This window comes from Pseudomonas sp. NPDC087690 (assembly GCF_044743175.1).
Lineage (GTDB): Bacteria > Pseudomonadota > Gammaproteobacteria > Pseudomonadales > Pseudomonadaceae > Aquipseudomonas.
Genome location: NZ_JBIUVX010000001.1, coordinates 713507 through 732179, shown reverse-complemented (window position 1 = coordinate 732179; position 18673 = coordinate 713507). Strand labels below are relative to the sequence as shown.

Sequence of the window (18673 nt, the reverse complement as noted above, 5' to 3'; positions counted from 1 at the left end):
GAAGCTCATGACTCTAGCAACTGCGGTTACCCGCAGACCTTTCATTCCAACAAGAAGGCTAGACATGAAACGTATTCCCTTGGTGTGGCAAATCGTTGCCGGGCTGTTGCTTGGCGTGCTCGTCGGTTGGTACTTCAATACGCATCCGCAGTATCAAACATGGGTCAGCGCCGAGATCTTAAAACCGCTCGGTGACATCTTTATCAAGATGATGAAGATGGTGGTTGTACCGATTGTGTTCTGTTGCATGATCCTGGGGATTGCAGGCGGTGGCGACAGCAAGTCGTTTGGCCGGATGGGGGCGAAGTCGCTCGGCTACTTCTTTGCGATTACCGCGCTGGCGATCGTCATAGGCTTGTGTTTCGCCAACCTCTTCGAGCCCGGCACCGGGACCGATATTTCAGGCGTCTCGCACAGTTCGGCGGCCATTAACCTGGAGCCTTCGAAAGGCGCCTTGGTGATTTTGCAGAACATCGTTCCAGACAACGTGATCGTGGCGATGTCGGAGGCGAAGTTGCTGTCGGTGTTGTTCTTCGCCGTGCTGTTGGGCCTGGCATTGAACGCATTGCCGAAAGACAAAAGTGCGCCTTTCATCGCCGTGGTTCAGAGCCTCTCTGATGCGATGTTCAAAGTCGTCTCAATTGTCATGGCCTACGCGCCAATCGGGGTGTTTGGCATGATCGGCGCGACGGTAGCGACGTTTGGTTTCGCCTCATTGTTGCCGCTGCTCAAGTTGATTGGCGTGGTGTATCTGGCACTGATGGTTTTCGCTTTGGTGGTGCTGGGTGGCATTTGCTACTTGATTGGCGAAAACATTTTCAAGTTGATCCGCTACTTCCGCAACGAGTTGATTCTGGCGTTTTCCAGTGCAGCCTCAGCGGCGGTCATGCCGCAATTGATGACCAAGCTGGAGAGCTACGGTGTACCGCGTCGGATCGTCAGTTTCGTGGTGCCGGTGGGCTATGCATTCAATCTCGATGGCGCGTCGATTTTTCTCGGCGTGGCGACAATCTTTGTCGCGCAGCTTTATGGCATCGACCTGTCGTTGTCTCAGCAGATTCTGCTGGTGGTGACGATGGTGCTGACCTCCAAAGGGGCGGCAGGGGTGCCGGGTTTTGCCATCATCATTCTGTCAGCCACATTGGCTTCAGCCGGGCTGCCGTTGGAGGGCGTGGCGCTGATTGCCGGTATCTTCAGGATCATCGACAGCGGCACCACCACGTTGAATGTATTGGGTAATGCCATTGCACCGCTGGTGATCGCCAAGTGGGAGAAGGTCGAACTGCAACCGCTACCCGCTCACCCAGCGGCAAGGGTCTAGCCGGGACAACGCAGCTTTGCGGTTGCACCGATCACACGTGCACGTCTGCTGACACAGGGACGTTTTTTTTGGGTTTGTTTACTAGACGACCGGTCTATTGATTGTGAGGATTTATGACGGATTACGCTTCAGACACCGACCTTTTTTCACCTGTAACCATGGGCGCACTGCAACTGGCCAACCGGATTGTCATGGCTCCGGTGACCCGTAGCCGAATGGCCGAAGACGGCGTACCGAATGAAATGCACGCGACGTACTACGCCCAACGCGCCAGTGCCGGCCTGATCATTGCCGAGGCGACGAATATTTCCGCGCAAGGCCGAGGCTATGCGATGACGCCGGGAATCTGGTCGGAAGAGCAGGTCGCCGGCTGGAAAAAAGTCACCGACGCCGTACACGCAGCGGGCGGCAAAATCGTCAGCCAGTTGTGGCACGTGGGGCGTTTTTCCAGCGTCGAGTTACAGCCCGGCGGCGCTGCGCCGGTGGCGCCTTCGGCGATCAAGGCGGAAGGCAGCACGTACACCGAGAAAGGTTTTGTCGAGGTGTCGATGCCGCGCGCACTGGAGACCTGGGAAATTCCAGGGATCATCGAGCAGTACAGGCTGGCCGCCGAAAATGCCAAGCGCGCCGGTTTCGATGGCGTGGAAGTGCACTCCGCCAACAGCTATCTGCTCGACCAGTTCCTGCGCGACTCCACCAACCAGCGCACGGACCGATACGGCGGCTCCATCGAAAACCGCGCTCGACTGACTCTGGAAGTCACCGAAGCCGTGGTCTCGATCTGGGGCAGCGAGCGCGTCGGGATTCGTCTTTCGCCGGTCACGCCGGACGCCGGTAATACGCCGCCCGACAGCAATGTCATGGCGACTTACGGTTACCTGATCCGGCAACTCAATCCCCTCAATCTGGCCTATCTGCATTTCGTCGAAGGCGCCACGGCCACCTCGCGCACCGTGCCTGAAGGTGTGGATCTGGATGCATTGAGTGCGCAGTTCACAGGGGCATTCATCGGCAATAACAACTACGACCTGGGGATGGCACTGGAGCGTCGGGCGCAGGGCCGGATTGATGCGGTGGCGTTTGGTCGTCTGTTCATTTCCAACCCCGACCTCGTGACGCGTCTGCGTCGTGGGCTCGAACTGACCATCGCGCCACGCGAGAGTTACTACGGCGGTGGCGCCAAGGGTTACACCGACTGGCCAACCGCCAACGCCTGAAAAACCACGACCTGCGCCCGGTACGACGCAGGGTCGCCAACGCATTATCGCCAAGAGGTGTGAGCATGAATTATCTGCAAAACAAGGTCGCCATCGTCACGGGCGCATCGTCTGGTATCGGCGCGGCAACCACCCGCGCGCTGGCCGCAGAGGGTGTCCGCGTGGTGGCTGCGGCAGTGGATACAGAGGGCCTGGAAGCCTTCGTCGGCCAATTGCGCGAAGCCGGCCATGAAGTGCTCGCGTTCACCACTGACGTCACTCAAGCGGAGCAGACCCAGGCACTGGCCAGATTCGCCCGGGAAACTTACGGCACCGTCGACATTCTGGTGAACAACGCCGGGCTGATGCTGTTTTCCAACTGGGTCGACCTGGCCGTACAGGATTGGGAAAAGATGATCGACGTGAACATCAAAGGCTATCTGAACGCCATCGCGGCGGTGCTGCCTGTGATGCTCGAGCAGAAGTCCGGGCAGATCCTCAACATGGACTCGGTGGCGGGCCATCAGGTCGGCCCGGCCGCAGGCGTTTACAGCGCTACCAAATTCTTTGTCCAGGCCATGACCGAGTCCATGCGCAAGGAACTCGGTGTGCAGCATGGCATTCGCGTCAACACGGTCAGCCCCGGCGTGATCAATACCGGCTGGGCGGACAAGGTCAGTGATCCCGAGGGGCGCAAAGCGGCCCAGGCGCTTAACCGGATCGCCATCGCACCGGACGATATCGCCCGCGCGGTGATCTACGCACTCAACCAGCCGGAAAACGTCACCGTCAACGACTTGATCATCTCGCCGACGCGCCAGGATTGGTGACGTTTATAGCGGCTGTTTTGCCCCATTTGCTTTACCAGAAAGCGACTCTGATCGCTCGTCTACATCAAGAGGAAACAACCATGTCAAAAAACATCAAGGCAGTATCGACCGCTGAATACAACGCTGTCATCGCCACCGCCAATCAGTATGTCGAAGGTTTGCGGGTCGGCAGCGCTGCTGGCGTTGCACAGGCCTTCCATAAAGATGCAGTGATGTACGGTTTCACCAACGGCGAACTGCTGGGTGGCCCGATCAGCAACCTGTTCGATTTTGTCGAGAAGAACGGTGGCGCCCCTGAAATCACCACGCGCCTGGACGTACTGGCAATCACCCCGACCACCGCCGTGGTGCGTGTCGATATGGAGAACGATGCGATTGGCGCCGACTACAACGACTATCTGACGCTGATCAAAATGGACAGCGTCTGGAAGGTGATTGCCAAGGTGTATCACCAGTTCGACGCGTAAGCATCAACCGGTCCCGGCAGGCCTGTTGCCGGGATCGGCGAACTGTCTATTTGAAGGGTTTATACGATGACGATGGTTGATTATTCCGCTGTTCTGGAGCGCAGTGCAGAGCAGGTCTGGGACGTCTTGAAGAAATTTGGCGAGATCCATAAATGGCATCCTTCGATTGTGAACAGCGAGATCGAAGGCGGCGTGCCTGATGGCCTGACAGGTTGCGTTCGCAGACTGGTCCTGGCCGATGGCGCTGTGGTCAGGGAGCGCTTGTTGTCGGTCGATGATCGAGGATTAACGCTGTCCTATCGTTTCGAGGAAGCACCCTTGCCGCTGGATAATTACGTGGCGACGGTACGGTTGGTTGCGTTGACGGAGTGCAGCCAGACGCTCGTTACCTGGTCAGCAAGTTTCGACCTGCAACAGCCGAATACGGCCGAGCAGTATCAGGCGTTGATTCGCAGCCTGATTGTCGAGGGACACAAGGGGCTTCAGGCATTGCTGTTTCAGTAATGTACGACGCTGGCCAGTGGCGAGCGGCATTTCATTCGCCACTGGTTTGTCATTACGGCGTTATTTAAAACGCGTCCAATACCCGCGTGTCGACACCCACCACCTCCGGGGGCATTTCGTTGATCAACACAACGGCGTCATCCCCACGGTTCAGATAGACCAAGTAGTCGCCAGTCTCGAACGTGATTTTGAAAGCGACCAGCCGGCTCTGCTGATCCGGCCACTTGTCGATAACGCCTTGAACCTGTGTGATGAGCTTGGCTGCAATCGCGAGGCGGGATAACTCGGCCAGCAAATCCTCTCGCCGCCACGAGCATTCACCATCCTCCTCAATGCGAAAAGATGCCGGCAATTGCAGGTCCGCTTGATCGGCGCCGACACTTTCACCATCGCTGAGCAGGTACATCGCAAGGGTTTGATCTTCGCCAAACCGCCATAGCAGTGAACCTGCATCTCGCGGGCACGGTTCACCGTTGAAATAGTACTGGTCGTGCAGTAGCGCGTGAAGTGTCTGGCCTACCAGTAAGCGTGCCTGGCTTAAATCCACGGCCATCCTTTCACGCGAGGCGATAAAACGGTTCAACACTTAGCACTACCTCTTGATGCGGGGTCAGCAGGCTGCGAATTTTAGCCGGGCCGGGCGTATTCTGTCGCCGACAGCACGCTGATAAAGTGCACGCGGCACGATGTTTCGGCTGGAGTGTTCTTTGGGGGCGTCATGAAGTTTTCAGAAATATTGTGGGGCTGGTATGGCCAGGATGAGTACAGCCGGGTTTTTTCCGTTTGCGAAGGGTTGCAGGCGCTTGATTTTTTGGCCATGACGGCGGATTTGCAGCGATGTGGGATTCCGTACTGCCCGGCTTGTGAAACCTGGTCTGAAGTGATGTTGCCACTGGAAAGAACGCTCACCGCTTGCGGCAGCGCGTTACCCGTAGAGATCAGAACGCGCCTGCAACTTCTCTGGGAGCAGTGTAATGCGCTGACTGACGCGGCTTTTCACTGTGACGACTGGTTCATGTTCGATCATGAAGAGTGGCAGCCACTTCGGACCACAGCTGCAGCGTTGATGCAGTTGATGGATTGGGAGGAAATCGAACCCTTCCGCGAACAATTACTGGAAGACTGCCGCAACGCTATCCGTGGCGTAAAACCGCGAGTCTGTGAATAAGCGCCAATCGTTGGTGAGGGGCATTCCTCAGGGGAATGCCAAGCATAAAATTAATGAATTTTGCTTGTCTCCGTTCACGGCGTAAGTTGCTCAAATAACAAGGAGCAACGCCATGCAATCGACCTCTGCAAAAAAATTCGACACCGCCCGCGCCAACGAATACGCCCAGCAAAGTCGTATCGCCCTGGCCGGTTATGACGCCTGTCACGATCTGGCCGCGTGCATGTTGGCCGCCAGTCTCGGCCAGTCTCGATCGGCCAGGGTGCTGGTGGTCGGCGCGGGGGGGACGGCGCAGGAGATCATTGCGATGGGCGCGCTGGAGCCGGGTTGGACGTTCACCGCTGTCGATCCGTCTGCGCCGATGCTGGAGGCCGCGACGCAGCAGTTACAGGCTAACGATCTGTTGCCTAGAACGCAGGTGCATCTGGGGCAGGTCGAGGATCTGCCGGCGGATGAGAGCTTTGATGCAGCGACCTTGATCGGCGTGCTCCATCACCTGCCGGGCGATGCGGCCAAGCAGCAAATCCTGCGCGCGGTTCAGGCTCGACTCAAGCCAGGCGCGCCATTGATTGTGGCGGGCAATCATTACGCCTACGCCAGCCAACCGTTGTTGCTTCAGGCCTGGGGCCAGCGCTGGCGGCAGCAGGGTGCAAGTGCGCAGGAGGTACAGGCCAAGCTGGGGAAGATTCTGCAGGGCGCTGATCCTCCGCATTCCGAAGCTGCGGTTCAGCAGTTGCTGCATGACGCCGGGTTTGGTGATGCAACGCGATTTTTCAGTAGTCTTTTCTGGGGCGCCTGGCTGGTTTGTAAAACGCTCTGAGCGCGGGTCTTGCAGGGTTCTGCGGCTGATTCAGATCGGTCTCGTGTTGCCGGTTTGGGATGGCAAGATCAAAAGATCGCAGCCTTCGGCAGCTCCTACATTGGAATAGAGTTAACTGTAGGAGCTGCCGAAGGCTGCGATCTTTTGATCTTTAAAAATGCTGCTCGACGACATAACGGCTCGGCACTTCCCCCAGCAATTGCTTGAATACCGTGGCAAACGCGCTTGAACTGCTATACCCCAACGCCATGGCAACCTGAGTGACCGACTGACCTTTGCCCAGCATCACCACCGCTGCGAGCAGACAAGCCTGTTGCCGCCATTCGATAAAACTGATCCCGGTGTGCAGTCGAAAATGCCGGGTAAAGGTGCGCCGGCTCATTCCTGCACGTACGGCCATCTCATCGATACCCACTTCCAGCGAAGGGAGGTTCAGGAACTCGCGACACACCGACGCCAGACGGGGTTCTGCCGGCAGCGGCGCATTCAGCGACAGTACGGGCATCGCGGCAATCTCGTGCAGCAGCAGACTCATCAAATGACCGTCGCGCCCTTGGCTGGAATAGCGCGCCGGCACGTCAATGGCTTTCAACAGCAACTGCCGCAGCAATGACGACACGTCGAGTACCTGGCATTGGTCCGACAACCCCAGTCGCTGCGCCGCCTGTTTGCGGATATAGGTGTTGTGCAGGGTCACCGGCCCACGCATTTGCATGGAGTGGGGGAGGTGTGCGGGCACCCAGATGCCGCGCTGGGGTGGAACGACCCAGTTGCCGTCGCCGGTGAACACGGTGATGACGCCGCTGGCGGCGTAGGCGAACTGACCCCGTTGATGATCGTGCAGCGGGAACAACGTACCGTCCGCGTAATCAACGGCGGTCACGACCGCATCGCGTGGTGTGTTCTGGTAGGGATGACCGGTGAATGTGCGCATGGCCCGATTCTAATGAAAGATGGCCTGTGGCTGAAAGCGGGCCAGCTCGATTGCTTGCATATTTCTCCCGGTACGAGCACTTCCGCTCGGCGTGGGGACGATTGAACATGCAAAAGAAACACCTTCTACTGGCGATTCTGGTTACAGCGGTGTGGGGGCTGAATTTCCCCGTGACCAAGCTGGGCCTGGCCAACATCGATCCGTTGTTGCTGACCGCGTTGCGTTTCGCGCTGGCGGCGTTGCCCTGGGTGTTTTTCGTCGAGCGCCCACGGGTAGCGTTTCGATGGCTAGCCGCTTACGGACTGATCTTTGGCGTCGCGATGTGGGCGTTGATCAATCAGGGCATCGCATGGGGAGTGCCGCCGGGCACGGCATCACTGCTGATCCAGTGCAGTGCGTTTTTCACTTTGGGCTGGGGCGTGATTTTTTTTGGCGAGCGTCTCGGGCGCCCGCAATTGCTCGGCGCGCTGTTGGCGGCCGCAGGGTTGCTGGGCATCGTCTTGTGCAGCCCTGGCGCCGCGTCGAGGGCAGGGCTGGCACTGGTGATTGGCAGCGCGATGGCCTGGAGCGTCGGCAACGTCATCATCAAAGTGTCGAAGGTGCGCGAGATCTTCGCGTTCGTGGTGTGGGCCAGCCTGTTTCCGCCGATCCCGCTGATGTTGCTGACGTGGGCTCTGCATGGCTCGGCACCCTTTATCGCACTGCCTGCGCAGCTCAATGCGATGACCGTGTTTTCACTCGCGTTCCAGGTGTATGCAGCGACGCACTTCAGTTATTGGGGCTGGAACCTGCTATTGCGCGAATACCCGATCTCGCGCGTGGCTCCGCTGTCGCTGTTGATCCCGGTGTTTGGCATCTTCAGTTCGATGGCGATTCTCGGCCAACATCCGAGTCCCGCGGAATGGGGATTGATCCTGTTGGTGCTGGTGGCGATCGTATTGGGTTCAGGGTACTTGCAGGGCGTGTGTTCGCGCCGTCGTGCGCGAATGGCCTGAGCATCGCTGACGGGGCGATGTGGCATTTAGGGAAGAACTTGAGTATCCACCTGGCCGCTAGTGGACCGATCAAACGTCGCGCCACCTTGGAATCTGCAAACGCGCCCTCATAATAATGGCTATACCAATGCCCTCAAGAGGAAGCACAGATCATGACCCGTCAAACCGAAACTGCCATTCTCGCCGGCGGCTGCTTCTGGGGCATGCAGGATTTGTTGCGCCGTTATCCCGGCGTGCTGCAAACCCGCGTCGGCTATACCGGCGGCGATGTGCCGAATGCCACATACCGCAACCATGGCAACCACGCCGAAGCCATCGAAATCGTTTTCGATCCGGCGGTGATCAGCTATCGGCAGATCCTCGAGTTCTTCTTCCAGATCCACGATCCAAGCACACCCAACCGCCAGGGCAATGACCTGGGGCCAAGCTATCGTTCGGCAATTTATTACCTCAGTGAAGCGCAACGCGATATCGCCGAAGACACCGCCGCTGACGTCGACGCGTCGCACCTGTGGCCAGGCCGAGTGGTGACCGAAATCGAACCGGCCGGGCCGTTCTGGGAAGCGGAACCGGAGCATCAGGATTACCTGGAACGTATCCCGAATGGCTACACCTGCCACTTCATCCGGCCGAACTGGAAACTGCCGAAACGCTGAGAGACTTCAGCAGGGCGCGTGTTACTTCGCCGCAAACCGAAAAGCCCCTGAGATCAGGGGCTTTTTCGTTATAGTTCATAGGGTTTTCTTGCAGTGTAGCGAATGGCAGACAGTAAAAAGCTCATGAGCGACCACGCCCAGGCACCCAGAAGCATGCAGATGACCAGGTACGTAAAATACTGATGAAAGTCCGTTTTGGGCACTTTGTACGTGGTTAATCCAACCAGTCCGAGCGTCACCAAGCTGATCGAAAATGAACCCAGGCACCACAAGGCACGAGCGCAAAGATCTTTGATCCTGATCGCGGACACCCAACTACGCGCAGACGTTGAAGAACACGCCGCACAGACCAGATGAAACAGGCTTGCGTAGATAAAGCTCAAGCTAAGGCGTTGTGCTGTTTCTACGCCGGAGCCGATCGAAAGCCACGAATAAAAGCTGTCGATAGTCATACCGACCGGACGCAACAACTCGAGGAAAGGGAAGAGGGCAACTCCTCCTGCGAGATAGATAGCGACGCCCGCGATCATTTTCATCGTGCACTCAGATAAAGCGCTTAGGGTTTGGACTGGAACCTGCGACGAAACTCCTGAAGTTCCCACACCGACAGGCTTCTTGGCGCGCTCTTTTTTCTGAGTCGAGCAATGGCATTCACATACTCTGACTTCGAGTCGCTGGAGATCCAGTCGTAATCCAGACTCGCCAAGTCGCGGACAATACCGTCCAGTGGACAATGTAGTGGCTCCGGGCAGAACCCCGCCACCCACAAGTACTTCAAGTGAATGTTGATCAACTTTTGAGCGACGCCAAACCTGAGTCGGCCGTTGTGCAGTGCACTAGCGTGATCGGCGGAAAACGTTAACGAGAGGTTCTCGATGTATTCAACATGCTCACGTTCGGTAACGCCTCCATTCGAGTACTTGGTAAAAATCCCATCCAGTACGTTACGAAACTCATGCTTGACCTTTTGCCGTTGAGAGGCATCGCAGGCAGACGAGTAGATGGGCCAGGCTGTCGCTCGTGTTGAAAGCGCCGCTTTCAGGCTAAGTAATCCGATTTCGTAAATGAGAAAGGCGTCTTTATTCTTTTTCAAATCTATTGCCGCCAAGACTTGAGGTTCATGATTCATAGCGGCTCCGGTGAGTATCGTCATTGGCTTCTTCAGCCGAATTGCTTTGCGTGCCACGTGTAATATTCTGAACTTTCAGCCCAATTTGGCACGACCCTGCCGGCCAGAGGCTGTACTGCCTCATCCAGCGTGCGGGTAAATGTTCTTTTGGGATTCAGGTGTATTTTTTCATCTACGACATAAACAAAGCCTTTTTCAAACAGACTGTCACATCCCAATGAACACATGAGTGCCGCAATACTCGAAAAGTCGAGTCTTTCGGTGCGACTGGCTTTTTTACGAGGCTTGATGTGGGCGGCGATCAACAGTTCCTGAGGCATGGTTCGGCCGCACAGTACGCAAAGGCCCTGATGCCGACCTCCCAGCAACCAGGCTCTCAACAAGGCTTGTTCTTTCCGATACTCAGCAAGTGTCATGCCGCTCAGATCATCATGTGCAGCCAACACTGAAAGCACGCGCCTCAATGCCAATGTCGAGTTCTCGTCTCGGCTGAATCTGATTTTATTGTGGGTGATATATGACGGACCTTGTTCGACAGCCGGGTTTGACATGCGGGCGCCATAGCCTGAACGCACAAGTGCCTCGAGTTCATCCAGTCGCTCGGTGTAAACATAGTCACTTTGATATTTGGAAGTGGTAGCAACGTAAGTGCCATCCGCATATCGATGAGGAAACAAGGACACGCCGTTGTGTTCTCCGCGACCTTTAACCGCAAAAAACGGTGTATCGGCCTCGAAGTCGCGCTTTTCCATATCGTCATGTTCAGAGCCGCTGAAAATCATATTCAGGGCCCGCTGTACTTGGGAGGATGTCACACTCTGTGCGCCGGCCCGGCCTTGCAGACGGTCTTCTAGCTTGTCCAGACCTGCGTCGGTCAGGCGTAGCTCGGTGGTATTTTTGGCGGGCACTAGCCAAAGGTTTTCCGACCAGTATTCAATTGCCCGCTTGCGCAAAAGAAACTCCAGGACGTCTCGCCGCATCGCCTTGCCCGAGGTCAGTTCTGTCAGTTTGAAAACGCCTTGGGTGGCCATGAACGTGGCAACGGTATGAGCTGACAATGCCTTGCCTTGTAGCTCTGCGCTGGGTCGGAAGACTGTTGAATAGGGCAAGCCAATCCTCCTTGAATCGCTGACTTGTATTGCTGGGCGGTAACGCAGGACTAAACGGTAGCCTAGCGCTATTACTGCGTCCACTGCCGGTTCTCGCAATGCGCTGCGCACCTCTTACGCCAAACTAGGGTGGGCCTTCTTTGCGGCCCTGGCGATCCATCTCCCGAGCGACAAAAGGACATCGCTTGACAAGCCTGCCCCATGACGTATCGGTTTGGTCCTCCCAATGTTCCTCGGCATACTCTTCACGGACGTCTTTACAATCGTTTTCGTTGAGCCCGAGTTCATTGATGGTGAACTGAACGATGGCCACCAGCGGACCGTCGAGAGTACCTGCAAGACAGTAGCTTGTCGTTGCACCAGCTCAGGTTCCAGCCGGCGAGCCGACTGTATTGCCGGGCGGTGCGAGTTGACAGTCGGGACTTTAGAGTGGGGACGTCAGATTGATCATGCGACCCACCCAGGAACCAACTCAGCCCTCGGAGGATTCGATCAACGTTGCTCCTTCCTGACCTTCGACCTCTAACTTCGCCCTTTCGGCCTTACTAATATACTTCGGCTTCTTCGGCGCCAACTTCGCGCTAGCCTTCTTGGCCTTTTCCTTGAACAACTGTTTCAGTTTCTTCTGACGATTCATGTGTGTTACTCAGTAAGCAAAGGTAAAAAACCAACTATCGAAGGGCGTAAACGCAGGCTTCCAGCGCGGTGCCATCAGCCAACGTCACCTGCGTCAAAACACGCTGATACTCAGCCCCTTCAAACTCATCAAGCGCTGCCCAATGAGCGTGAAAATTCCCGGAAGAAAACACGAAGCCCTCAATCACATCGCCATCGTCGGCCAGGACCAACCCCGGAAAGCCCATTGGCGCGCCCCAGCCCGCTTGCGCCAAGCGGCCCTTGAGTGAGGCCGGTTGCCAGGTGACGCCGATGTTCAACATGACGTGCTCATTCGGTCGCCCCGGGCCAAGGGTTCCATAAACGAATAGATGCTCCACGTGTGTTCCTTGCGATCAAAAGGGGCGAATCCTGACGCATGGATCGGGTTCAGGCAACGTCAATTGCTCACATCGCGATAAAGTCGCGTACGGCCTTGATGGTTGGGGTAGGTGCTTCTTCCATCAGCCAGTGTCCAGCGGCCGGGATCACCACTTCGGTGACGTTGTCGGCGGCGTTGCGCATGACGATGGCTTCGTTGTTGCCGAAGGATTTTTCGCCGCCGACGGCCAGTACCGGCATGGTCAGTTTCTGTTGCAGAACCGGCGCGTTATCGATGGCGTCCTGACGGATGCTGCGGAACTGGGCGAATGCGGCGTGCATGGCGCCAGGGCGGGCGTAGAGTTTGGCGTAATGCTGGCGGGTGCCTTCGTCGACCTTGGCGGGCGTGCCGGCAAACTCGTTCCAGAAGCGGTCGAGGTAGATGCGCTCGCGCCCGGCCACCAGACGCTCCATGTCGGCGCCGCCGAAGTCGAAATGCCAAAGCATCGGCGAACGCACGATGTCGTTCCACGGCGTGATGCCGGGTACGGGGGCATCCATCACCACCAGCCGATCAGTGAGTTGCGGATACCGCGCGGCATAGGCGAACGCGACCATGGTGCCGATGTCATGGCCGATCACCACCGAATGTTCGATTTTCAGCGCGCTCAATACTCCACGAATGTCTGCCGCCTGCGTCTTCTTGTCGTAGCCGCCGTCCGGGATCGACGACAGGCCCATGCCGCGCAAGTCCGGCACCACCACGGTGTGGTCCCGCGCCAGATCCGCCGCCAGCGGCGCCCACATGTCGCCGGTATCGCCAAAGCCATGCAACAGCACCACGGCCGGGCCTTTGCCGCCAACGCGCACGTGCATTGTTGCGCCTTCGACTTTGATGTCCTGGGTCTTGAAGGCAGCGGGGAACGGCGTGACGTCAGCGTGAGCCGGCAGGCTGAGGGCGAGCAAGGTCAGCGTTGTGAAAAACAGGCGGGTCATGGGACGAGTCCAAGCGTGTGGGGAATGGAATGAGCGTAGTCGTATCCGCCATTTGCGCCTGTGAAGGCGCTGTGCATGAATCGGCGTGCACGTGGTCGATGCGCTGGCGCCGTACTTTCCCGGCGTCGATGTGCAGCCGCTGTACCCGGGCCGATGGCACTACGCCGAATACCCGGATCAGCCACAGACTGCCGGTAGCTATCTGATCGACCGTCTGGTGAAGGAGCGCGGCCTCGATCCGGCGCGTTACATCCGTGCTGGCAACGCCGCTCCTGCCCCGATCAACTAAACTGTCTCACAGCGACCAAAAGACATCGGTTTACTTAACGCAGAGGGAACGCCGCATGATTGGATCACGGGCATTGATTGCAGCGGTTGCATCGCTTGCGCTGATTGTCAGCGCGGCAACGTCAGCCGATCCCGGTAATGGCAATGGAAATGGCAAAGGCCAGGGCAACGGCAAGGGCAATCCCCAGAACATGCAGGGCCACGGTAACCAGAAAGGCAATTCCAGCAAGGGCAACAACGGCGGTGGCGACTGGAGTCATGGCCCCAGCATTGATCGCGGCAATGTGCTCGGGATTGTCGGCGGCTACCGCGACTACTGGAGCCCTGGGCCTACGCTGCCTCCCGGTATTCAAAAGAACCTCGCCCGGGGCAAACCGCTGCCGCCGGGGATCGCGAAAAAACTGGATGGACGTCTGACTGGGCAACTGCCGCATTACGATGGCTACGAATGGCAACAGGCGGGCACGGATCTGATCCTGGTCGCGCTGGCCACCGGGCTGATTTATGAAGTGCTCAATGGCGCGTTTGATTAAGTTGCCGCTTGGCTGAACGGGCGGTGCATCCTTGCACCACCCACCCCGATCAAACGATTTTCAAAGCGCTCAGCACGATCAGCGATTGCTCGGCAAAGGCCTGGGCCTGTTCGGTCAGCGCGGCGATATTGGCTTCGGCAGTGGTCAGCGTTTTGCCGTCCTTGAGCAGCACTTCGTTTTGCTGGGAGATGACGCTCCACACCAGTTGCGCCCATTCCGCCGGGTGCTGTTTGCCTTGGCGGATCGCTATCAGGAACAGTTGCTGGAAGCGGCTGACCGCGACGCCACCGCCGGTGACCGGGCTGCTCAGCACCTGAATGTCGGCGTTGAACAGGGCGCGTTTACACAGTTGCAGGTTGAACGCGGCGCAGCGTTCGTACACCAGCGCTTCGGTGGCTTCGCTCTGGCAGGGGGCTACGGCGCCCATGCCGACCAGGATGGCGAGGGCTTGCTCGAGATCGTCATAGGCCATCGGCGCCACGTCGGCGAGCAACTGCTGCATGGTTTTGGCTTCATACGTCTGGCCCGCCAGCGCATCGAGGACCGGGCGGTAAATCTCCGGTTGCAACGAGGCTTCGCCAGCAGGGCCAGTGACGCTGGACGCCACGGTTTCTGCCGGCTGCATCAGGATAAATCGGGTCTTGAGCATGCGCGACCGACGCTCGGCAGCGCTAAGTCGGTTGGCACCGCGCACGTACAGATCGCGACGAAAAGCCTGATTGACGAAGTAGTCACGCGCCTGTTCACGCATGATCGGATGCTCGATACCGTCGAGAAAGGCCAGCCCCTCGGCGCTCAGATTGAGCGCATCGACCGAGTCCATCGGCACCGCCGTCGTGACGTAGTCGAGCTTGGCCGGGGCCAACGCATCGGCCATGTCGGCGAAAAACATGCAGTTCCAGTCGCGATTGAAGTATTCGTGGGCGACGTATTGGCGATCCTGACCTTTGATGGTCTGCAGTCTGGCGCCCAGGTGCGGCGCGGCAATCGCGTACTTGGGATTGGCCGCCAGCAGCGCCTCGGAAAACTGCAACGCGGCATCGATGCGCTGATCCGGGCGGGCCGAGTGGCTGGCAAAGCGGTCATGCAGGCTGAACAATTGGCGCAACGGCGCTGAAGGCGACCAGCCCGGCAAAGCGTTGTAGCTGACGTACAGATGACCACCCGGTTTGAGGTGGCGGCGGGCGAACTCGACGATCAGTTTGTGGTTGTCACGGCTGACCCAACTCCAGATGCCATGCAGGCTGATGCTGTCGAACTGCGGCAAGTCCTGGCGCGCCAGCAGTTGCTCGAAGCTGTCGTCATACAGCTTTGCGCCATTGTTGCTGAGTTCCGCCAGTTCAATGGCATGGGCCGCCTGACCCGGATGGAAGTCCGTACCGACGAAACCGGCAGGATTGGCTGTGGCGTGGATGTTGATCGACACGCCCTGACCGAAGCCGAGTTCGCAGTGGTAGCCGTCGGGATTGTCCAGACTGGCAAAGCCGCGCAACAACAGGCAGTAACGCTGGAAAACCGGATTGATTTCCCGGCTATAGCTGTAGGTGTAGCCTTCGTCGGTGAAATAACCTTCGTTCCAGGCGTTGCTCATAGGTGCAGCCTCTTGCATCAAAAATGAGGGATGGGACTTGCGTCGTTCAATCTGGCGCTGTCCATCAGGGGGTTGTCGGCAGGATCGAACCATTCGATAGGGGCCATGCGGATATTTCGCAGGCTCACGATTGTTCATTGTCGCAGCTGTCCGCCGCTCACAAGCGCATGCCCATTTCCAGCGCACGCGTCTCGAACCCGAATTCCGCATACATACGCACCGCGCGTTCGTTGAACGGCCAGACCGTCAGGCGCAAGTCCTGGGCATCCTGCTCGATGGCCCAGTGTTTGACCCGGTGCATCAACGCGCGGCCAATGCCTTTACCCCAGAACGGCTCGGCCACGCACACCGAGCCAATGCGCACGACATTTTGCGGTTGCACCAATGGCCCGGTACTGGCCGACACGCTGGCCGTAATAAACGCAACGACATGATTGCCCACGCTCGCGAGGAATACCACCTGGCCCGGTTTTTCGAAAACGCTGGACCAGTGCGGCAAGTCGCGTGCGAAATCCCCAGTCGCGGCGGCGTAGATATCGGGCCGGGCTGCATGGTGTACCGAATTGAGCAATTGGCCCAGCTCGCACATCGCCAGTGCATCTTCGACGGTGGCGGTTCGATAGGTAATGTCTTTATCCATGACGGGTGACGCTCCTTGGTCATGTTGGGGGCTGGTCCGCGCGGGTGTGCGGCTTGGGTCGTGTCCAGCTGCAATCCTGCATGGCTTGGCAGGCAACACTTTACCAAGGTTGCAAGTCAGCAGGTGCAGACACGCTGCCGGACCTGAACCTGGGTCGGTTTTTCAGGCAAATCTGTACATTGAATCCTTCGGCGATAAACCAATAATCAAGCGCTCGAATTCTTGGATATTGGGCACTGTATGGAAACGCGACGCATTGATCACGCTTTACCGGCAATCGACTCCTGGGGGTGCGCATGAGCCTTCATCTTCGCAACAGACGCCTGACTGTGCCGCAACTGGTGGCCATGAAAGGTCAGGAGAAAATCGTTTCCCTCACGGCGTATTCCAGCCCCATCGCCAAGTTGATCGACCCGATCGTCGACTTTATTCTGGTCGGTGATTCCACGGCCATGGTCGGTTACGGCCGAGCCTCGACACTGAGCATGCAGCTTGAGGAGATCATCGGCCACACCCGCGCGGTGGTCGACAGCACGCGCCTGGCCTGCGTGATTGCCGACATGCCGTTTGGCAGTTATCAGGAATCCCATGAGCAGGCATTTCGCAATTGCGCGCAGGTGCTGGCGCGCACCGGTTGCGATGCGGTCAAGCTGGAAGCCAACAAGGCTTTGGCGTCGACGGTCGAGTTTCTGGTGGCGCGCGGTATTCCGGTCATGGCGCATGTCGGGCTGATGCCGCAGTTCGTCAACGTCATGGGCGGCTTCAAGGCACAGGGCCTGACTGCTGAAACGGGTGCGTTGATTGCCGAAGACGCGCGGGCCAATCTCGACGCCGGCGCCTTCAGCCTGGTGCTGGAGGGCGTCGCTGAAGGCGTGGCCCGGCAGATTACCCTGGACTCGAAAATGCCCACCATCGGCATTGGCGCCTCGCCTGCCTGCGACGGGCAGGTGCTGGTCACCGAAGATGTGCTGGGCCTTGGCGGTGAGCATTTGCCGCGCTTCGTCAAACGCTACGCCGACGTCGGCGCGGTGATTCGTGATGCGTGTGCGCGTTTTGCCGACGATGTGCGCGATGGCCGCTTCCCGGAGGCGCGCCATTGTTATGGGCTTTGAGCGCGGCTAGGGTTCGGCGTCGATAGCCTGCGCCAGTGTCTTCAGCGCCTGAGCAATGTCCTTGTCCCAGTCGACGGTGTAGCTCAGGCGCAGATGCTGTTGCCATGCCCCTTGCTGGCTGAAGATTTCCCCGGGGGCGATGACGATGCGCTCAGCCAGCAAACGCTCGAACACCCGTTGCATGTCTACCGGATGCAGCGCTTTGAGCCAGAAGCTGGCACCGCCGTGCGGGGCGATCGCTTGCCAGCGGCCATTGGCGTGTTGCTCCAGCAACGTCTGCATCTGGTGCATGCGCTGGAGCAATATCGTTCGCAGCGTTTTCAGGTGCGGGTCAATGCGCTTGGACAGGTAGAGCCTGGCGATGGCTTTCTGTCGAATCGTCGAGAGACGAAAGCCGCGTTCAAGAAAGGATCGTTGCAATTGCGGCCCTTGCTGGCGGCACAGGACATAGCCGTAAGGGGCTTCGGCACCGATGATCTTATCGAAGGTCGAGAACACCAACAGCCTGTCCGGATCGGCAAAGTCGCGATAGCGCGCGGCTGTGGGAGAGAAACAGAACTCGCCCCAAGTGTCATTTTCGAACAGCCAGATATCGCGCTCGGCCAGCCAGCGACAGATCTGCTGTTTATCCTGCGCCGGCATCAGGCTGCCGTGGGGGATATTCACCGTTGAGGAAAGCACGGCCAGGCGCACCGGTTCGCGCGTGAGCACTTCGTTGAGCGCGGGCAAGTCGAAGCGCCCGTCGTCGCCGAGCGGGATTTCGATCACACGAATCCTCGCTGCCTGCAACTGACGCAAAATCGCCCACGAGCAGGGCGATTCCACCAGTGCGACGCTGCCATTGAGGTCCAATGCAGTCAGCGACAATTCGAACACGCTGCGCAAGTCCGCGCCAATATACACCTGCTCGGCCTGCCAATGATTTTCAGCGGAACGGGTGTAGCGTTCGGCCACGGCAGCGCGTAATTCGGCCTCGCCAAATGGCTGATACAGCGGCGCGCGAGACTGCGGGTATTGGCGAGTCAGTTCGCGCTCGATCATCAACAACGGCTGCTGCAGAGACAGCAGCATCGCCGGGGCATCGCTGCTCAGCGCAAGCATGCCCGGCTGACGGGCGCTGGCGAAGACGTTATCCAGCAAATTGCCTGAGCGGGGCGTCACAGGCATCGCCGACACTGCTCGGGTGAAATAACCGAATCTGGCTTTGGCGTGGATTCGGCCCTCGTCTTCGAGCAGGGCATACGCATATTTGGTTGTCGACACCGACACACCGAGGCGCAGGGCCAGCGGTCGCAAGGACGGCAGTTTTTGTTCCGCCATACCACTGGAAGCTTCGATCAGACCGAGGAGGTAGTGGTAGACCGCTTGATAGGCGAACGCGGTGTCCTTGGGGGCCGTCAATGCTGTTC

23 protein-coding genes are annotated in these 18673 nt (G+C 58.2%); 12 read left to right on the top strand and 11 right to left on the bottom strand.

The features are described from left to right. Positions 1–64: 64 nt before the first annotated feature. The 5 genes from ACIPIZ_RS03370 to ACIPIZ_RS03350 all read left to right on the top strand — a co-directional run bounded on the left by ACIPIZ_RS03370 (position 65) and on the right by ACIPIZ_RS03350 (position 4318). Positions 65–1321 carry a cation:dicarboxylate symporter family transporter gene (locus ACIPIZ_RS03370; RefSeq protein WP_008085680.1) on the top strand — a complete coding sequence of 419 codons (1257 nt, stop codon included), beginning with the start codon at positions 65–67 and terminating at the stop codon, positions 1319–1321. Positions 1322–1434: 113 nt separating this feature from the next. Beyond that, complete coding sequence (locus ACIPIZ_RS03365; protein WP_122854429.1) at positions 1435–2538, top strand: alkene reductase; 1104 nt, start codon at positions 1435–1437, stop codon at positions 2536–2538. A 65-nt stretch (positions 2539–2603) separates the two neighbouring features. After that, positions 2604–3347, top strand: coding sequence for an SDR family oxidoreductase (locus ACIPIZ_RS03360; protein ID WP_105707652.1), 744 nt, complete (start codon positions 2604–2606; stop codon positions 3345–3347). Between the two features lie 80 nt (positions 3348–3427). After that, positions 3428–3814: a nuclear transport factor 2 family protein gene (locus tag ACIPIZ_RS03355; protein ID WP_064390384.1), complete on the top strand. Its 387-nt coding sequence runs from the start codon at positions 3428–3430 to the stop codon at positions 3812–3814. Between the two features lie 66 nt (positions 3815–3880). After that, the gene (locus tag ACIPIZ_RS03350; RefSeq protein WP_105707650.1) at positions 3881–4318 is read left to right on the top strand and encodes an SRPBCC family protein; all 438 of its coding nucleotides are present in this window, start codon (positions 3881–3883) and stop codon (positions 4316–4318) included. 64 nt (positions 4319–4382) lie between these two features. Here ACIPIZ_RS03350 and ACIPIZ_RS03345 read toward each other — a convergent pair whose 3' ends face one another. Further along, the gene (locus ACIPIZ_RS03345; RefSeq protein WP_401163954.1) at positions 4383–4904 is read right to left on the bottom strand and encodes a hypothetical protein; all 522 of its coding nucleotides are present in this window, start codon (positions 4902–4904) and stop codon (positions 4383–4385) included. A gap of 132 nt (positions 4905–5036) precedes the next feature. Between ACIPIZ_RS03345 and ACIPIZ_RS03340 the strand changes: the two genes are divergently transcribed. Next, positions 5037–5486: a hypothetical protein gene (locus ACIPIZ_RS03340; protein WP_253483264.1), complete on the top strand. Its 450-nt coding sequence runs from the start codon at positions 5037–5039 to the stop codon at positions 5484–5486. A gap of 112 nt (positions 5487–5598) precedes the next feature. Next, positions 5599–6306 carry a class I SAM-dependent methyltransferase gene (locus tag ACIPIZ_RS03335; RefSeq protein ID WP_401163951.1) on the top strand — a complete coding sequence of 236 codons (708 nt, stop codon included), beginning with the start codon at positions 5599–5601 and terminating at the stop codon, positions 6304–6306. Between the two features lie 151 nt (positions 6307–6457). Here ACIPIZ_RS03335 and ACIPIZ_RS03330 read toward each other — a convergent pair whose 3' ends face one another. Further along, entirely contained in the window at positions 6458–7240 is a 783-nt protein-coding gene (locus ACIPIZ_RS03330) for a helix-turn-helix domain-containing protein (RefSeq protein ID WP_122854434.1), read from the bottom strand. A gap of 107 nt (positions 7241–7347) precedes the next feature. Here ACIPIZ_RS03330 and ACIPIZ_RS03325 point away from each other — a divergent pair, with 107 nt between their 5' ends. Continuing rightward, entirely contained in the window at positions 7348–8235 is an 888-nt protein-coding gene (locus ACIPIZ_RS03325; protein ID WP_105707636.1) for an EamA family transporter, read from the top strand. A 152-nt stretch (positions 8236–8387) separates the two neighbouring features. Then, the gene (gene msrA, locus ACIPIZ_RS03320; protein ID WP_105707634.1) at positions 8388–8891 is read left to right on the top strand and encodes a peptide-methionine (S)-S-oxide reductase MsrA; all 504 of its coding nucleotides are present in this window, start codon (positions 8388–8390) and stop codon (positions 8889–8891) included. 68 nt (positions 8892–8959) lie between these two features. Here the strand turns inward: msrA and ACIPIZ_RS03315 are convergent, their stop codons facing one another. From ACIPIZ_RS03315 to ACIPIZ_RS03290, 6 genes are all read right to left on the bottom strand, one after another. Then, positions 8960–9427 carry a hypothetical protein gene (locus ACIPIZ_RS03315; RefSeq protein ID WP_401163948.1) on the bottom strand — a complete coding sequence of 156 codons (468 nt, stop codon included), beginning with the start codon at positions 9425–9427 and terminating at the stop codon, positions 8960–8962. A 20-nt stretch (positions 9428–9447) separates the two neighbouring features. Continuing rightward, on the bottom strand, positions 9448–10020 hold the full coding sequence (locus ACIPIZ_RS03310; RefSeq protein WP_122660576.1) for a hypothetical protein: 573 nt from the start codon (positions 10018–10020) through the stop codon (positions 9448–9450). A 32-nt stretch (positions 10021–10052) separates the two neighbouring features. After that, positions 10053–11129, bottom strand: coding sequence for a hypothetical protein (locus ACIPIZ_RS03305; protein WP_401163945.1), 1077 nt, complete (start codon positions 11127–11129; stop codon positions 10053–10055). Between the two features lie 472 nt (positions 11130–11601). Continuing rightward, on the bottom strand, positions 11602–11766 hold the full coding sequence (locus tag ACIPIZ_RS03300) for a DUF2986 domain-containing protein (protein ID WP_122660580.1): 165 nt from the start codon (positions 11764–11766) through the stop codon (positions 11602–11604). Positions 11767–11800: 34 nt separating this feature from the next. Beyond that, positions 11801–12124 (bottom strand): gamma-glutamylcyclotransferase, encoded by a 324-nt coding sequence (locus ACIPIZ_RS03295; protein WP_401163943.1) that lies wholly within the window; start codon positions 12122–12124, stop codon positions 11801–11803. Positions 12125–12191: 67 nt separating this feature from the next. Next, positions 12192–13100: an alpha/beta fold hydrolase gene (locus ACIPIZ_RS03290; RefSeq protein WP_105707617.1), complete on the bottom strand. Its 909-nt coding sequence runs from the start codon at positions 13098–13100 to the stop codon at positions 12192–12194. An 85-nt stretch (positions 13101–13185) separates the two neighbouring features. Between ACIPIZ_RS03290 and ACIPIZ_RS03285 the strand changes: the two genes are divergently transcribed. After that, positions 13186–13389, top strand: coding sequence for a hypothetical protein (locus ACIPIZ_RS03285; protein WP_064390368.1), 204 nt, complete (start codon positions 13186–13188; stop codon positions 13387–13389). 55 nt (positions 13390–13444) lie between these two features. Beyond that, on the top strand, positions 13445–13921 hold the full coding sequence (locus ACIPIZ_RS03280) for an anti-virulence regulator CigR family protein (protein ID WP_401163941.1): 477 nt from the start codon (positions 13445–13447) through the stop codon (positions 13919–13921). 49 nt (positions 13922–13970) lie between these two features. On the opposite strand, the gene ACIPIZ_RS03275 is transcribed toward ACIPIZ_RS03280, so the two are convergent. Further along, the gene (locus ACIPIZ_RS03275; protein ID WP_401163939.1) at positions 13971–15512 is read right to left on the bottom strand and encodes a methyltransferase regulatory domain-containing protein; all 1542 of its coding nucleotides are present in this window, start codon (positions 15510–15512) and stop codon (positions 13971–13973) included. A 157-nt stretch (positions 15513–15669) separates the two neighbouring features. Beyond that, positions 15670–16152 (bottom strand): GNAT family N-acetyltransferase, encoded by a 483-nt coding sequence (locus ACIPIZ_RS03270; protein ID WP_064390365.1) that lies wholly within the window; start codon positions 16150–16152, stop codon positions 15670–15672. A gap of 296 nt (positions 16153–16448) precedes the next feature. On the opposite strand from ACIPIZ_RS03270, the gene panB reads away from it, so the two are divergent. Beyond that, positions 16449–17264: a 3-methyl-2-oxobutanoate hydroxymethyltransferase gene (gene panB / locus ACIPIZ_RS03265; protein ID WP_064390364.1), complete on the top strand. Its 816-nt coding sequence runs from the start codon at positions 16449–16451 to the stop codon at positions 17262–17264. 6 nt (positions 17265–17270) lie between these two features. Here the strand turns inward: panB and ACIPIZ_RS03260 are convergent, their stop codons facing one another. Then, positions 17271–18665, bottom strand: a complete 1395-nt coding sequence (locus ACIPIZ_RS03260) for a PLP-dependent aminotransferase family protein (RefSeq protein WP_401163937.1) — start codon at positions 18663–18665, stop codon at positions 17271–17273. Between the last annotated feature and the right edge of the window lie 8 nt (positions 18666–18673).

Bases quoted from the DNA above. Each gene is read 5' to 3' on its own strand.
- ACIPIZ_RS03370 (WP_008085680.1), top strand. From the start codon at position 65: ATGAAACGTATTCCCTTGGTGTGGCAAATCGTTGCCGGGCTGTTGCTT.
- ACIPIZ_RS03365 (WP_122854429.1), top strand. From the start codon at position 1,435: ATGACGGATTACGCTTCAGACACCGACCTTTTTTCACCTGTAACCATG.
- ACIPIZ_RS03360 (WP_105707652.1), top strand. From the start codon at position 2,604: ATGAATTATCTGCAAAACAAGGTCGCCATCGTCACGGGCGCATCGTCT.
- ACIPIZ_RS03355 (WP_064390384.1), top strand. From the start codon at position 3,428: ATGTCAAAAAACATCAAGGCAGTATCGACCGCTGAATACAACGCTGTC.
- ACIPIZ_RS03350 (WP_105707650.1), top strand. From the start codon at position 3,881: ATGACGATGGTTGATTATTCCGCTGTTCTGGAGCGCAGTGCAGAGCAG.
- ACIPIZ_RS03340 (WP_253483264.1), top strand. From the start codon at position 5,037: ATGAAGTTTTCAGAAATATTGTGGGGCTGGTATGGCCAGGATGAGTAC.
- ACIPIZ_RS03335 (WP_401163951.1), top strand. From the start codon at position 5,599: ATGCAATCGACCTCTGCAAAAAAATTCGACACCGCCCGCGCCAACGAA.
- ACIPIZ_RS03330 (WP_122854434.1), bottom strand. From the start codon at position 7,240: ATGCGCACATTCACCGGTCATCCCTACCAGAACACACCACGCGATGCG.
- ACIPIZ_RS03325 (WP_105707636.1), top strand. From the start codon at position 7,348: ATGCAAAAGAAACACCTTCTACTGGCGATTCTGGTTACAGCGGTGTGG.
- msrA (WP_105707634.1), top strand. From the start codon at position 8,388: ATGACCCGTCAAACCGAAACTGCCATTCTCGCCGGCGGCTGCTTCTGG.
- ACIPIZ_RS03315 (WP_401163948.1), bottom strand. From the start codon at position 9,427: ATGAAAATGATCGCGGGCGTCGCTATCTATCTCGCAGGAGGAGTTGCC.
- ACIPIZ_RS03310 (WP_122660576.1), bottom strand. From the start codon at position 10,020: ATGAATCATGAACCTCAAGTCTTGGCGGCAATAGATTTGAAAAAGAAT.
- ACIPIZ_RS03300 (WP_122660580.1), bottom strand. From the start codon at position 11,766: ATGAATCGTCAGAAGAAACTGAAACAGTTGTTCAAGGAAAAGGCCAAG.
- ACIPIZ_RS03290 (WP_105707617.1), bottom strand. From the start codon at position 13,100: ATGACCCGCCTGTTTTTCACAACGCTGACCTTGCTCGCCCTCAGCCTG.
- ACIPIZ_RS03280 (WP_401163941.1), top strand. From the start codon at position 13,445: ATGATTGGATCACGGGCATTGATTGCAGCGGTTGCATCGCTTGCGCTG.
- ACIPIZ_RS03275 (WP_401163939.1), bottom strand. From the start codon at position 15,512: ATGAGCAACGCCTGGAACGAAGGTTATTTCACCGACGAAGGCTACACC.
- ACIPIZ_RS03270 (WP_064390365.1), bottom strand. From the start codon at position 16,152: ATGGATAAAGACATTACCTATCGAACCGCCACCGTCGAAGATGCACTG.
- panB (WP_064390364.1), top strand. From the start codon at position 16,449: ATGAGCCTTCATCTTCGCAACAGACGCCTGACTGTGCCGCAACTGGTG.